At 73.4% G+C, this 14707-nt stretch carries 10 protein-coding genes; 7 read left to right on the forward strand and 3 right to left on the reverse strand.

The genetic code is table 11. The features are described from left to right. Positions 1 to 53 precede the first annotated feature (53 nt). The 4 genes from treZ (at position 54) to H537_RS56630 (ending at position 9808) form a co-directional block, all read left to right on the forward strand. Complete coding sequence (gene treZ, locus H537_RS0132980; protein WP_029001295.1) at positions 54 to 1865, forward strand: malto-oligosyltrehalose trehalohydrolase; 1812 nt, start codon at positions 54 to 56, stop codon at positions 1863 to 1865. Next, on the forward strand, positions 1858 to 6936 hold the full coding sequence (locus H537_RS0132985) for a malto-oligosyltrehalose synthase (RefSeq protein WP_029001296.1): 5079 nt from the start codon (positions 1858 to 1860) through the stop codon (positions 6934 to 6936). Before treZ ends, H537_RS0132985 begins: the two co-directional genes overlap by 8 nt. Before the next feature lie 163 nt (positions 6937 to 7099). Then, positions 7100 to 7504 carry a hypothetical protein gene (locus H537_RS0132990; RefSeq protein ID WP_029001297.1) on the forward strand — a complete coding sequence of 135 codons (405 nt, stop codon included), beginning with the start codon at positions 7100 to 7102 and terminating at the stop codon, positions 7502 to 7504. Positions 7505 to 7594: 90 nt separating this feature from the next. After that, complete coding sequence (locus H537_RS56630; RefSeq protein WP_051244013.1) at positions 7595 to 9808, forward strand: PAS domain-containing hybrid sensor histidine kinase/response regulator family protein; 2214 nt, start codon at positions 7595 to 7597, stop codon at positions 9806 to 9808. 15 nt (positions 9809 to 9823) lie between these two features. Here the strand turns inward: H537_RS56630 and H537_RS56635 are convergent, their stop codons facing one another. Genes H537_RS56635 through H537_RS53740 form a run of 3 tightly spaced genes read right to left on the reverse strand, consistent with a single transcriptional unit; the run spans position 9824 to position 12251 of the window. Continuing rightward, complete coding sequence (locus H537_RS56635) at positions 9824 to 11236, reverse strand: sensor histidine kinase (RefSeq protein WP_029001298.1); 1413 nt, start codon at positions 11234 to 11236, stop codon at positions 9824 to 9826. Further along, positions 11233 to 11898, reverse strand: a complete 666-nt coding sequence (locus H537_RS0133005) for a response regulator transcription factor (protein WP_029001299.1) — start codon at positions 11896 to 11898, stop codon at positions 11233 to 11235. Before H537_RS0133005 ends, H537_RS56635 begins: the two co-directional genes overlap by 4 nt. After that, positions 11895 to 12251: a PepSY domain-containing protein gene (locus tag H537_RS53740; protein ID WP_064736088.1), complete on the reverse strand. Its 357-nt coding sequence runs from the start codon at positions 12249 to 12251 to the stop codon at positions 11895 to 11897. Before H537_RS53740 ends, H537_RS0133005 begins: the two co-directional genes overlap by 4 nt. 216 nt (positions 12252 to 12467) lie before the next feature. On the opposite strand from H537_RS53740, the gene H537_RS0133015 reads away from it, so the two are divergent. The 3 genes from H537_RS0133015 (at position 12468) to H537_RS0133025 (ending at position 14661) form a co-directional block, all read left to right on the forward strand. Further along, positions 12468 to 12779 carry a PepSY domain-containing protein gene (locus tag H537_RS0133015; protein ID WP_029001300.1) on the forward strand — a complete coding sequence of 104 codons (312 nt, stop codon included), beginning with the start codon at positions 12468 to 12470 and terminating at the stop codon, positions 12777 to 12779. Positions 12780 to 12793: 14 nt separating this feature from the next. Further along, complete coding sequence (locus H537_RS0133020) at positions 12794 to 13252, forward strand: hypothetical protein (protein ID WP_043461112.1); 459 nt, start codon at positions 12794 to 12796, stop codon at positions 13250 to 13252. A gap of 182 nt (positions 13253 to 13434) precedes the next feature. Continuing rightward, on the forward strand, positions 13435 to 14661 hold the full coding sequence (locus H537_RS0133025) for an amylo-alpha-1,6-glucosidase (protein ID WP_051244016.1): 1227 nt from the start codon (positions 13435 to 13437) through the stop codon (positions 14659 to 14661). Positions 14662 to 14707 lie beyond the last annotated feature (46 nt).

Raw genomic sequence — 14707 nt, forward strand, 5'->3', positions numbered from 1 at the left:
GCAGCCGCCGCGCGCGGCTGTTTTGCCTATCGACCCTCCTGGACCGGAACCTCATGCACACCATGCCTTTCGGCGCCACGCTGCTGGATGACGGCGGCGGCGTGCGCTTTCGCCTGTGGGCGCCCGACGCGCCGACGCTGCGGCTGCGCTTCGAACAAGCCGGCGTGCAGCGCACGCTGCCCATGAACGCGCTGGACGAGGGCTGGCACGAAGCCGTCGTCCCCGAGGCCCACGCCGGCACGCGCTACCAATTCGTGCTGCCTGACGGCCTGGCCGTGCCCGACCCGGCCTCGCGCTTCAACCCCGACGACGTGCACGGCGCCAGCGAGGTCATCGACCCCGACGGCTACCGCTGGAACGACAGCGGCTGGCGCGGCCGGCCCTGGCACGAGGCGGTGGTGTACGAGCTGCACGTGGGCACCTTCACGCCCGAAGGCACCTACGCCGCGGCCCAGCAGCGCCTGGCCGAGCTGGCGGAGCTGGGCATCACGGCCGTGGAGCTGATGCCGCTGGCGGACTTCCCCGGCCGCCGCGGCTGGGGCTACGACGGCGTGCTGCATTTCGCGCCCGACGCCAGCTACGGCCGGCCGGAAGACCTGAAACGCTTCGTGGACGAGGCGCACCGGCTGGGGCTGATGGTGCTGATCGACGTGGTCTACAACCACTTCGGCCCCGACGGCAATTACCTGCACGCCTACTGCAAGCGCTTCTTCAACCCGGCGCACCAGACGCCGTGGGGCGCGGCCATCAACTTCGACGGCGAGCACAGCCGCACCGTGCGCCAGTTCTTCGTCGCCAACGCGCTGTACTGGGTGGACGAGTACCACTTCGACGGGCTGCGCATGGACGCGGTGCACGCCATCGCCGACGACTCGCCCACGCACATCGCGGTGGAGGTCGCCCGCGCGCTGCGCGCCGGCCCCGGGCGCTTCCGCCACGTGCACGTGGCGCTGGAGAACGACGACAACGCCGCGCGGCTGCTGGCGCGCGACGACGACAACCTGCCCACCGGCGCCGACGCGCAGTGGAACGACGACCTGCACCACGCCGCCCACGTGCTGGCCACCGGCCAGCGCGACGGCTACTACGCCGACTACGCCGACGACCCCGTGGCGCGCCTGGGCCGCTGCCTGGCGGAAGGTTTCGCGTACCAGGGCGACCCGTCCGCCTTCCGCGAGGGCAAGGCGCGCGGCGAGCCCAGCGCGGAGTTGCCGTCCACGGCTTTCGTCTCCTTCCTGCAGAACCACGACCAGATCGGCAACCGCGCCTTCGGCGAGCGCATCAGCGACCTCGCGCCGGTGCCGCGGCTGGATGCGCTCTACGCCTGCCTGCTGCTCTCGCCGCACGTGCCGATGCTGTTCATGGGCGAGGAGTTCGCCGCGTCGGCGCCCTTCCTCTACTTCTGCGACTTCGGGCCCGAGCTGGCCGCGGCGGTGTCCAAGGGCCGGCGCGAGGAGTTCGGCCGCTTCGAGGCCTTCAGCAGCGAGGAGGCGCGCGCCGCCATCCCGGACCCCAACGCCGAGGCCAGCTTCACCGTCAGCCGCCCGGACTGGGACCAGCGCGAGCTGGAGCCGCACGCGCGGCGCCTGGCGCTGGTGCGGCAGCTGCTGGCGCTGCGCCGGCAGTGGCTGATGCCGCGCCTGGCGGGCCTGGCCGGCGGCGGCAAGCACCGCGTGGAGGACGGGGTGCTGCAGGTGGTGTGGCGGCTGGGCGACGGCGCCACGCTGCGGCTGGCGGCGAATTTCGGGGAGGCGGCCCAGCTGCGCCCGCCACTGGCGGGCCAGGTGGTGTTCGAGCAACGGGCCGACGACGGGCAGCTGCAGCCCGATGGCGTGATCGTGACGGTGGAGAACGTGGATGGCTGAAGACTTGCTGCGCCGCTGGTGCGAGCGCTTGAAGGTGGGCACCGAGTGGCACGACGTCTGGGGCCAGCGCCACGAGGTGCCGGACGTGGGGCTGAAGGCGATCCTCGCCGAGCTGGGCGTGAAGTCCCTGGACGCGGAGGCGCTGGACGCCGCCGAGGCCGCTGACTGGCACCAGCCGCTGCCGCCGGTGCTGGCCGTGAAGGCCGACGAGGAGCGCTTCGACCTGCCGCTGAAGCTGCCGCGCGAGGTGCGGCTGCTGCGCTGGACCATCCACGAGGAGGAAGGCGCCGTCCACAGCTGGGACGCCGACGCGGATGCCCTGCCCCAGCAGGCACAGGCCGTGGTGCACGGCCGCGCCATGCGCGCGCTGCGGCTGTCCATCGGCACCCGGCTGCCCGCGGGCTACCACCGGCTGGTGCTGGAGACCGAGGGCATCGCGCTGGGCGAGTGCCTGCTCATCGCCGCGCCGGCGCGCTGCTGGCGCCCGCCGGCGCTGCAGGAGGACGGGCGCGTCTGGGGCCCGGCGCTGCAGCTCTACGCGCTGCGCTCGCAGCGCAACTGGGGCATCGGCGACTTCACGGACCTGGCCGAGCTGGTGGCGGAGTTCGGCGAGCGCGGCGCGGGCATCGTGGGCCTGAACCCGCTGCACGCGCTGTTCAGCCACAACCCGTACCACATCAGCCCCTACAGCCCCTCCTCGCGCTCGCAGCTCAACACCATTTACCTGGACGTGGAGGCGGTGGAGGACTTCCGCGAGTGCGACAGCGCCCAGGCGCTGGTGCGCTCCGCGGGCTTCCAGAACCGGCTGCAGCAGCTGCGCGACGCGCCGCAGGTGGACTACCCCGGCGTGGCCGCCGCCAAGGCCGAGGTGCTGCGCCGCCTGTACGCGCACTTCCGCGAGCGGCACCTGGACACGGCCAGTGCGCGCGGACGCGCCTTCCGCGCCTTCCAGTCCGACCGCGGCGAGGCGCTGCGGCTGTTCGCCACCTTCGAGGCGCTGCAGGCGCGCTTCCACGCCCAGGACGGCAACGTGTGGGGCTGGCCGGTGTGGCCGGACGCCTTCCGCGACCCGCGCGGCGAGGCGGTGCGCCGCTTCCAGCGCGAGCAGCGCGAGGCGGTCGAGCTCCACGAGTACCTGCAGTGGCAGGCGGACCTGCAGCTCGCGCGCGTGTCGCACCGCTGCCGCTCGCGCGGGCTGGCGGTGGGGCTGTACCTGGACCTGGCGGTCTCGGTGGACCGCGCCGGCGCCGACGCCTGGGGCCACGCCGCGCTCTACGCCGCCGGCGCCACGGTGGGTGCGCCGCCGGACGAGATCAACGTCCAGGGCCAGGACTGGGGCCTGCCGCCGCTGCACCCGCAGCGCTTGCTCAACAGCAAGCTGCGCTTCTTCATCGAGACGCTGCGCGCCAACATGCGCCACGCCGGGGCGCTGCGCATCGACCACGTGATGGGGCTGATGCGGCTGTACTGGATCCCGCCCGAAGGCGGCGCGACCCGTGGCGCCTACGTGCACTACCCGCTCAAGGAGCTGATGGCGGTGGTGGCGGTGGAGAGCCAGCGCAACCAGTGCATGGTCATCGGCGAGGACCTGGGCACCGTGGCCGACGAGGTGCGCGCGGCGCTGGCCGAGGCCGAGGTGCTGTCGTACCGGCTGCTGTACTTCGAGCGCGGCGAGGGCGGCGCCTTCAAGGCGCCCGAGGAGTATCCGCGCGCGGCGCTGGTGGCCATCAGCACGCACGACCTGCCCACGCTGGCGGGCTGGTGGACCGGGCACGACCTGCAGGTGCGCAAGGGCCTGGGCCTGTATCTGGACGACGCGGTGTACGAGGAGCAGCTCGTGGGCCGCGCGCAGGAGAAGTACCGGCTGCTGCTGGCGCTGCGGCACGCGGAGCTGCTGCCGCCGGACGTGAGCATCGACCTGGGGCACCCGCCGCCGCTGACGCAGCCGCTGGTGGAGGCGGTGCACGCCTACATGGCGCGCACGCCCTCGTGGGTGCTGATGGTGCAGCTGGAGGACGCGCTGGGCGTGCTGGACCAGCCCAACCTGCCCGGCACCGTCAACGAGCATCCCAACTGGCGCCAGAAGCTGCCGCTGCCGCTGGACGCGCTGGTGGCGGACGAGCGCGTGCTGTCGCTGTCGCGGGTGCTGGCGCAGCTGCGTCCGCACGCGCCGCTGCAGGCGCTGCAGCGCCCGCGCGCGCAGGCGGTGGTGCCGCGCGCCACCTACCGGCTGCAGTTCCACAAGGACTTCAACTTCGAGGCGGCGACCGCCGTGCTGCCCTACCTGCAGCGGCTGGGCATCAGCCACGTCTACTGCTCGCCGCTGATGCGGGCGCGCCCCGGCAGCATGCACGGCTACGACGTGGTGGCGCACGACGAGTTCAACCCGGAGCTGGGCGGGCGCGAGGGCTTCGAGCGCTTCGCCGCGGCGGCCAAGGAGCACGGGCTGGGGATCATCCTGGACCTGGTGCCCAACCACATGGGCGTGCTGGGCGGGCACAACGCCTGGTGGTCCGACGTGCTGGAGCACGGCGAGGCCTCGGCCTACGCGCGCTATTTCGACATCGACTGGCAGCCGGTCGATCCGGCGCTGCACGGCAAGGTGCTGCTGCCGGTGCTGGGCCAGCACTTCGGCCAGGTGCTGGAGGCGGGCGAGCTGAAGCTGGTGTTCGAGCCGGAGCGCGGCGCCTTCGCGCTGCAGTACTGGGAGCACCGCTTCCCGCTGGACCCGCGCACCGCGGCGCCGCTGCTGGAGCGCGCGGCCACGTTCCTGGAGGGCGCCTCCTCGCTGGCGCTGCAGAGCCTGGCCACCGCCTGCCGGCACCTGCCCGCGCGCGAGGACGCGGCGCCGCAGGCGCGCTTCGAGCGCCAGCGCGACCAGGCGCTGCTCAAGGAGCGGCTGATGGCGCTGCTGCGCGAGGACGGCCGGGTGCAGGGCGCGATCGAGGCCGCACTGGCCGACCAGCAGACGCCCGATGCCCTGGACGCGCTGCACGCGGCGCAGGCCTGGCGCCTGGCCTTCTGGCGCGTGGCCTCGGAGGAGATCAACTACCGGCGCTTCTTCGACGTGAACGAGCTGGCCGCACTGCGCATGGAGGAGCCGGCGGTGTTCGAGGCCACGCACGGCCTGGCGCTGGAGCTGTGCGCCGCGGGCGTGGTGGACGGGCTGCGCATCGACCACCCCGACGGGCTGCACGACCCGGCGCAGTACTTCAACTGGCTGCAGCAGGGCTACGCGCGCCGCGTGGGGCTGCTGCTGCCGCAGAAGGAGGACGGCGGCCGGCCCGCGCGCCCGCTGTACGTGGTGGCCGAGAAGATCACGGCCGGGCACGAGGACGTGCCGGAGCACTGGGCGCTGCACGGCACCACCGGCTACCGCGCGATGAACGTGCTCAACGGCGTGCTGATCGACTGCAACGCGCGCGAGCGCCTGGACCGCATCTGGCAGGCCGTCAGCGGCGAGGACGAGCCCTTCGAGGAAGTGGGCTACCAGGGCAAGCAGCTGATCATGCGGGTGTCGCTGAGCTCGGAGCTGACGGTGCTGGCGACGGAGCTGCTGCGCATCGCGCGCTCGCACCGGCGCACGCGCGACCACGGCCTGAACAACCTGCGCCGCGCGCTGGCCGAGGTGGCGGCGTGCATGCCGGTGTACCGGACCTACATCGTCGACAAGCCGTCGGCGCAGGACCGGCGCTTCATCGACTGGGCGGTGGCGCAGGCGCGCCGGCGCAGCCGCGCGGCCGACACCACCGTGTTCGACTTCGTGCGCAGCACGCTGCTGGCGGAAGCCGTGGAAGGCGCGGACGAGGCGCTGCGCGAGCGGGTGCGGCGCTTCGCGATGCGCTTCCAGCAGTTCACGGCGCCGGTGACGGCCAAGGGCGTGGAGGACACGGCCTTCTACCGCTTCAACCGCTTCCTGCCGCTGAACGAGGTGGGCGGCGAGCCGGGCACCTTCGGCATGACGTTGCGGGCCTTCCACGGCGCCAACGGCGACCGCGCCGCGCGCTGGCCGCACACGATGCTGGCGACCTCCACGCACGACAACAAGCGCAGCGAGGACGTGCGCTGCCGGCTGGACGTGCTGAGCGAGTTCCCGGCCGCGTGGCGGCTGTCGCTGCGGCGCTTCTACAAGGCGCCGCAGCTGCAGCGCGCGCGGGTGGCGGCGCAGGAAGGCCACCAGATGCCCGCACGCGCCGACGAGTACCTGCTGCTGCAGACGCTGCTGGGCACGCTGCCGGCGCAGGGGCTGACGGAGGAGGCGCTGCCCGAGTACCGCGAGCGCATCGAGCGCTACGCGCTCAAGGCGGTGCGCGAGGCCAAGCGCCACAGCAGCTGGGTGAACCCGGACGCCGAATATGAAGAAGCGCTGCTGACGTTCATCCGCAGCGCGCTGCCGCGGGTGAAGCCGAACCCGCTGCTGACGGAGATCCAGGCGCAGGCGGAGGTGCTGGCGTGGTTCGGCGCGCTGAACTCGCTGACGCTGGTGCTGCTGAAATACACGCTGCCCGGCGTGCCGGACCTGTACCAGGGCAACGAGCTGCCGGACTTCAGCCTGGTGGACCCGGACAACCGCCGTCCGGTGGACTACGGCCGGCGCAGCCGGCTGCTGGAGCAGTTCGAGACACTGTCGGCGAGCCCCGACGGGCTGGTGAACGTGCAGGAGCTGACGCCCTCGCTGCACGACGGCCGGCTGAAGCTGTGGCTGACGTGGCGGCTGCTGCAGTGGCGCGCGGAGAGCCCCGGGCTGTTCCGCGACGGCAACTACCAGCCGCTGAGCGCTGCCGGCGCGCGCGCCGACCACGTGATCGCCTTCGCGCGCGAGACGGCGGACGGGCAGCGGCTGATCAGCGTGGGCGGGCGCTTCTTCGCGCGGCTGCTGGGCCTGCAGATGGGCTGGCCGTTGGGCGAGGAGGCCTGGGGCGACACCACCGTCGAGATGCCGGCCTGGGCGGAAGGGCTCACGCTGCGCAACGTGCTCACCGGGGAAAAGCACGCGGTGCGGGACGGGAAGCTGCGGGTGGCGGAGGTGTTCGGGACGCTGCCGGCGGGGGGGCTGGTGGTGGAGGGGTGAGTCCGGCGTTTTCACGCCTTGGCAGCCTTTCCGCAACGACACCACGCCCCTGACAACGCCACTGCCCCCTGTCGCGACTTTTTCACGCCCCGTTACCACCTGCCCGCCAATTCGGCCGGGCAGACTAACGGGCTGTTACAGAACAAGACGTACCAGGGAGCGTATGGCCATCGGAAGAAGAGCCAAGGGCAAGGGAAGAAGCAAGGGCAAGGGCGACAAGTCGGCCCGCAGGGAGATCAAGGCCGCGCAGGCCTACGTCAAGCGTTGCTTCAGGCAGTTCTCGCTGTTCACGCGGGCGGAGCTGGACCTCGGCGCGGCGCAGGTGGCGGACCGCTACCAGGCCAACCAGGCCGACCGCACGCTGGCCGCCAAGCTCCTGCTCATTACCACGGCACGGAGCGATTGCCCGGAAGATTTCAAGCCCTCCGCCATCAAGCGCTATTTCTTCCTGCCTGGCACGACCGAGCACTGCGTCAACCACTTCCTGGCCGACCGGTTCTCGCTGTCCAGGCACGTGAGCGACGAGCGGATGCTTGGCCTGATCGAGAGCGGCGGCAGCGGGCGATAGATCACCCGGCGCGCTGTCGGGCCAGGTCACGAACGTTGTTTGTAACCCCTGGTAGCCTGCGCTTTTCGCCCAGGGACCCGTCGCTTCATCGTGTCCGACCACCTCCCCGCTGCCCTTCCCCGTCCGCACTGGCGCAAGCGCCTGCTGCTGCCGCTGGTGGGCGTGCTGCTGCTGACGCTGGCGGGCGTGGCGATGGTGCTGCGCGAGGAGCGCCGGACCGAGTCGGTGCGGCTGCAGGCCCTGGCCGACGCCAAGGCGCAGCAGGTGGCGGAGTGGGTGCGCGAGCGCCACGGCAACCTGCGCCTGCTGGGCAGCAGCGGCTTCCTGGGCGATCTCTACCGGCGCTGGCGCGAAAGCGGTGACGCCCAGGCCGGCAGGCTGCTGGGCATGCGGCTGACGGAGTGGCGCCGCGCCACGGGGGTGGACTCGCTGTTCGTGCTCGACAAGCAAGGCGGCGTGGCATGGAGTTCGCAGCCGGGGCCGGCCACCGATCCGGAGGCCGGGCCGCTGCACGACCTGCCGCCCGTGGGCGAGATGCGCGGCCCCCGCCGCGCGGAGGGCGCGGTGGTGGTGGACTTCCTCGTGCCGCTGTCGGACCTGCAGGGGCGGCCGGGGCCGGTGGTGCTGATGCGGGTGCGCGCCGACAGCTACCTGGTGCGCGTGCTGGCGAGCTGGCCCTCGGTTTCCGCCACAGGGGAGGCCCGCATCGCCTGGCGCGAGCGCGACGGCGCCGTGACCGTGCTGCGCGCCGTGCGCGAGGGCAGCCAGACCAATGCCGGGCTGCTGGTGGCCACGCCGCGGTCGGCGGCCACGCGCGCGGTCCAGGGCGACGTGGCCCAGGGCCGGCCTTTCGACGGCGTCGACACGCAGGGCCGCAGCTACCTGCTGGTCGGCCGCCCGGTGGAGGGCACGCCGTGGCTGCTGCTCACCGGCGTGTCGCAGGGCGAGATCGCGCGCAACGCCATCCTGCCGGCCGCGCTGGTGTCGCTGGCCGGCATGCTGGCGCTGCTGACCGTGGCCAGCGTGACGCGGCTGGGCTTCAAGGAGCGCGAGATCGTGGCGCTGGAGCGCATGCACCGCTCCGAGGCGGCGCAGCACCTGAGCGAGCAGCGCCTGTCGCTGGCCGTCGAAGGCGCCGGGTTGGGGCTGTGGGACTGGGACCTGCGCAAGGGCTCGCTGCAGTTCAACGAGCGCTGGCCGCGCATGCTCGGTTTCCAGCCCTGGGAGCTGGAGCCGCGCTACGACACCTGGGAGCGCCTGGTGCATCCGGACGACCTGCTGCGGGCCAGCGCGGCGCTGCGCCGCCACCTGCGCGGGCAGGCGCCCTTCTTCTCCGTGGAGTACCGGCAGCGCCACCGCGAGGGGCACTGGGTGTGGCTGCTGACGATGGGCCGCGTGGTCGAGCGCGAGGGCGACGGGCGCGCGCGGCGCGCGGTGGGCGTGTTCCTGGACATCGACGAGCGCCGCCGCAACGAGGAGGAGCTGGCGCAGTACCGCCAGCACCTGGAGGCGATGGTGGAGCAGCGCACCGCGCAGCTGGCCGAGGCGCGCGAGCGCGCCGAGGCCGCCAACGAGGCCAAGAGCCGCTTCCTGGCCAACATGAGCCACGAGATCCGCACCCCGCTCAACGCCGTCATCGGGCTGAGCCAGCTGCTGGCGAAGATGAGCCTGCCCGAGAGGGCGCAGGGCTTCGTCGGCCACATCGGCCTGGCCGGCGAGCAGCTGCTGGCGCTGACCAACGACGTGCTGGACCTCTCGCGCATCGAGGCCGGCGAGCTGCAGCTGGAGCGCGTGCCCTTCGCGCTGAGCACGCTGCTGGAGACGGTGCGCGCCATCGTCCAGGCCCAGGCCGCCGCCAAGGGCCTGGCGCTGTGCTTCGAGATCGCGCCAGGGCTGCCCGAGGAGCTGCTGGGCGACCCGCTGCGCATCCGGCAGGTGCTGATCAACCTGCTGGGCAATGCCGTGAAGTTCACGGCCCGCGGCAGCGTGACGCTGCGCGTGGCGGCGCAGCACCCGCAGGCCGGACGCTGCCGGCTGTGCTTCGAGGTCGTGGACACCGGCATCGGCATCGACCCGGCGATGCACTCGCGCATCTTCGAAGCCTTCACCCAGGGCGACGGCTCCATCACGCGGCGCTACGGCGGCACGGGCCTGGGCCTGTCCATCGTGCGCCGGCTCGTGACGCTGATGGACGGCGAGCTGGCGCTGCAAAGCGCCCCGGGCCAGGGCAGCACCTTCAGCGTGAGCCTGAACCTGTACATGCCCGCGACGCCGGCCACGGCGCCGGGGCCGGCGCGTTCGTAGCGTCCCGCTTCCCCCTCAGCGCAGCGGCAGTCCCACCCGCACCAGCAGCCCGCCCAGCGCCGACGCCTCCAGCGCCAGCGTGCCGCCATGCAGCCGCGCAAGCTCGTCGGCGATGGCCAGGCCCAGGCCGCTGCCGGGCTGGCGCTCGTCCAGGCGCTGCCCGCGCTGCAGCGCCGCCTCGCGCTGCCCGGCCGCGATGCCCGGGCCGTCGTCGTGGATCTCGATCACCGCCAGGGCCGCCGCGCCGGGCGCGCCCTCCACGCGCACGCTCACCCGCACCCGGCCGCGCGCCCATTTGCAGGCGTTGTCCAGCAGGTTGCCCAGCAGGTCATGCAGCGTGTCCGAGGCCATCGCCACCCGGGGCGATGCCGGCGGCAGGTCCCGCTCGAAGCGCAGCTGCCGCGCCGCGTACAGCCGCTCCAGGACGCGCAGCAGGTCCTGCAGCACCGGCGACACGGGCGTGCCGGCGGCCGCGCCGGGCGTGGTGTCCAGCGCCCGCGCCGCGGCCCGCGCGCGCACCAGGTGCAGCTCCACCAGTCGCTGCAGCAACGCCAGCTGGGCCCGCACCAGCGCGCCGTCCTCGCCCGGCCAGTGCGTGGCGGCGTTGCCGATGACGGCCAGCGGCGTCTTCAGGCCGTGCGCCAGGTTGCCGGACTGCTCGCGCGCCTGCCGCACCAGCCGCTCGTTGTCGTCCAGCACGGCGTTGAGGTCGGCCACCAGCGGCTGCACCTCGGCCGGGTAGCGGCCCTCGATGCGCTGCGACTGGCCGCCGCGCAGGCGCTGCAGCGCCGACTGCAGCCGCCCCAGCGGCGCCAGCCCGGAGCGCACCTGCAGCCAGGCCGCCCCCCACAGCACCAGCGCCAGCACGCCCAGCGCCGCGGCGACCGTCAGCGCGTAGCTGCGCGCCAGGCTGCGCAGCCGCGTGGCGTCGGCGCCCACGGCCACCACCACCGGCACGTCCAGCCCGGCCAGCTCCACGCGCCGCGCCCACAGCAGCAGCGGCTGATCGCCCGGGCCGGTGGCGCTGAAACGCCCGGTGGCGCCAGGGTCCATGGCGGACCACCGCGCGGCCAGCGCCGGATCGTGCGGCGCGTCCCACCACGAGCGCGAGCGCAGCAAGGTGCCGTCGCCCTGCACCAGCCAGTACAGCCCGCCCAGCGGCTGGCGAAAGGCGGGATCGGGCGGCTCGCGCTGCAGCCGCAGGCGCGGCGAGGGCGCGGCGCCGTCCGCGCCGAGGGCCGGGACGACCTCCACCGCCAGGCCGGCGGTCAGCGCATCGAGCTGGACCCGCGCCCGCTCGGCCAGCTCCTGCTCCACGTGGTGGCTGAACAGCAACACCAGCAGCACGCCCACCGCGGCCAAGCCCAGCGCGATCCACAGCGCCGCCGCCAGCAGCAGGCGGCGGCGCAGCGAGCCTGCGCCGGTCACGCCGCGGCCTCGCCGACGCGCCAGCCCAGGCCGCGCACGGTGGCGATGAAGCCCGGGGGCAGCTTGCGGCGCAGCCGCGCGATGAACACGTCCAGCGTGTTGCTGTCGCGGTCGGCGTCCTGCGCGTACAGGTGCTCGGACAGCTCGGCCCGCGCCACCACGCGCCCGCGCTGATGCATGAGGTAGGCCAGCACGCGGTACTCGTGCGCGGTCAGCGCCACGGCCCGGTCCTCGACTTCCAGCGTGCAGCCGCGCGTGTCCAGCCGCACGGCGCCCAGTGTGAGCACCGGGCTGGCCAGGCCGCTGCTGCGCCGCACCAGCGCCCGCAGCCGCGCCACGAGCTCTTCCATCTGGAAGGGTTTGCTCAGGTAGTCGTCGGCGCCGGCGTCGATGCCCAGCACCTTCTCCTGCCAGCTGCCGCGCGCGGTGAGCACCAGCACCGGCACGGCCGAGCCGGCGGCGCGCCAGGCCCGCAGCACGGACAGGCCGTCCTGGCCCGGCAGGCCCAGGTCCAGCACCACGGCGTCGAAGGGCAGCTCACGGCCCAGGTGCTCGGCGTCGATGCCGTCGCCCGCCACGTCCACCGCGAAGCCGGCCGCCCGCAGCGCCTGCTGGAGCTGCCGCGCCAGCGCCGGCTCGTCTTCCGCCACCAGCACCCTCATCGCTTGTCTCCCGGTAGGGCGGCGGCCGGTGCCGGCGTGCGGCGGAACGCGGTTTCCAGCCGTGGCCCTTGCAGCGACAGCCAAGTGCCGTCGCGGGCGTCGAGCTCGATCTCCAGGCGCCGGCCATCGGGCAGCAGCCACTTCAGCTCGTATTCCAGGCGGCCGTCGTCGTCGTCCAGCTCGGCCTCCAGCAGCCGTCCGGGCAGCAGCGCCGACACCTGCCGCACCAGCTGCTCCAGCGCCAGGATGCGCCCGCGGCCCCGCTCGATGGCCGCGCGGTCCTGGCTGTCGCCCCAGGCCGGCACCCCGCCGAGGCCCAGCGCCAGCGCCGCCGCCAGCGCCAGGCCGGGCAACGCGAGTTGGCGCCGGCGCGCGCGGGCATGGGGTGCGCGGGACGAAGGCCCGGGCGGGCGGCGACGGTGAAAGCGGAGAGCTGGCAGCGGCATGGGCCGGGCAAGCGTAGCGCCGGCCGCATGAACGCCCGGTGAACGCGCGGTTCATGGGCCGTTCATGCGGCGGGGCGCAGCATCCGGGCCCTGTCCAACTCGAACCCCACCGTGGAGCAAGACATGACGACCCCGAGCAAGCACCGCCTCCTGGGCGCCGCCCTCCTCGCCGCGGCCGCCGCCATCGGCGTCCAGGCCCAGACCGTGACGCCCGCGCCGGCGGCGACTCCCGCCACGGCGGCGCCCACCTTGACCATGCAGCAGGTCATCGAGCGCCTGGCCGCGCGCGGCTACCGGGACATCAGCGAGATCGAGCTGGAGCGCGACGGCAGCTACGAGGTCGAGGCCCGCGACGGCCAGGGGCGCAAGGTCGAGCTGAAGGTGGACGGCCGCACCGGCGAGCTGCTGGCGCAGGACATCAAGGTCCGGCACTGAAAGGGGACGGCGGCATGAAACCCATCCTCTGGTTGACGAGCCTGGTGCTGGCGCTGGCCTGGACCGCGGGCGCCTGGGGCCTGAGCGAGGCGGTGCAATGGGCCGTGGCGCTGCCGGCCTCGGGCGCGGCCCCGGCGCTGGCGCAGTCGGTGGCCACCTGGACGGCGCCCGCCTGGCTGGAACTGTGGCTGGAGATCGATCCGCAGGAGCTGCAGGCGCTGCGGGATTTCGCGCTGTGGGCCCTCGGGCAGCTGCAGCACCCGGCCGCGGCGCTGCAGGCGGCGCTGCCCTTCCTGGTGCCGCTGGTCTGGCTCGCCTGGGCGCTGGGCCTGGCGCTGCTGGTGGCACTGACGCTGGCCATGCAATGGGCGCTGGGCCGCCTGGTGCGGCTCGTGCGGCGGGCGGCGTCCGCCCGGCCGCAACGGCTGCAGCCCCGGCATCGCCCTGAAGAGGGAAGCGTGCAGGCGTCCTGAACCCGGGCCCGCGGCGGGGCAACGGAAGGGGCGTCCGGGGACCGCGGGCCGCAGCGTGCACATGTCACGGCGGCCGGCGGGCCGGTGCGAACTGGCGGGCGATCGCCCGCCAATTGCGCCCTTGGTGCCGCGCGCGGCGCGCCACCATGCCGCCCTGAACCATGTCGAGTGCAGGAAAACCGATGCTGACCCTCAAAGATGCGGCCCATCCCCAACTGCCGCTGGCCGATGCCGCGGAGGAGGCCGCGCTGCTGGAGCGATGCCGGCAGGAGTCCCTCAAGCTGCTCAAGCGCAACTGCACCACCGGCGGCGTGCTGGCGGCCACGCCGGGGGCGATGGCCGAATCGCGCAGCTACACCCGGGTGTTCGGGCGCGACGCGGCCATCTGCGTGCTGGCGATGGCCGGCAGCGGCGACCCCGTGCTGGAAGCCGGCGCGGTGGCCAGCCTGGACGCGCTGGCGCGCGGCCAGGCCGGCAACGGGCAGATCCCGAAATACGTCGATCCGGCCGGCACCGAGGCCGACTTCTGGTACCTGGGCTGCATCGACGCCACGCTGTGGTGGCTGATCGCGGTGGACCACGTGCGCCGCCACTCGGCCGATCCGGCGATGAAGACGCGCTGGCAGGCCGAGGTGGACCAGGCGATCCGGTGGCTGCAGGCGCAGGAGCACCAGCGCTTCTTCCTGCTGCAGCAGAACGAGGCCAGCGACTGGGCGGACATCATGCCGCGCTCGGGCTACGTGCTCTACACGAACGCGCTGTGGTTCCGCGTCAAGTCGCTGTACGAGCTGCCGCAGTGGGAGGAGACGCGCTACCACTTCAACCACCTGTTCCACCCCTTCCACCGCGACCTGCCGGAGTACCGGCGCAGCCGGCTGATGGGCCATTACGCGCGCCGGGGCAAGGCGAGCCCGGGGCTGTACCTGAGCTTCGTGAACCTGTCCTTCGCGGGCGACGAGGGGGACGTGTTCGGCAACGTGCTGGCGGTGCTGTATGGGCTGGCGGGCGACTCGATGGCGCAGCAGGTGCTCAAGACGCTGCAGGCCGGCGGCGCGGGCACGCCCTACCCCGGGCGCTCGGTGCTGCAGCCGATCCACGAGGAGCACGAGCTGTGGCGCCAGTACATGGCGCGGCACCAGCAGAACCACCCGCACCAGTACCACAACGGCGGCATCTGGCCCTTCATCGGCGGCTTCTACGTGATGGCGCTGGCGCTGATGGGCCGGCGCGAGCTGGCACGCGCGGAGCTGGTCAAGCTGGCGCAAGCCAACGCCGCGGCTGACTGGCGCTTCACGGAGTGGTTCCACGGCCGCTCGCTGCAGCCCTGCGGCATGGCCGGGCAGAGCTGGAACGCGGCGGCGTTCTTGACGGCGCTGCAGGCGGTGGAGGGCGGGCGGTTCAGCATGTGACGTACGGCGCTGGCGCCCGGAAGCCGCCGGGAGGGGCGGTCATTGA

The organism is Azohydromonas australica DSM 1124, assembly GCF_000430725.1.
GTDB classification, from domain to species: domain Bacteria; phylum Pseudomonadota; class Gammaproteobacteria; order Burkholderiales; family Burkholderiaceae_C; genus Azohydromonas; species Azohydromonas australica.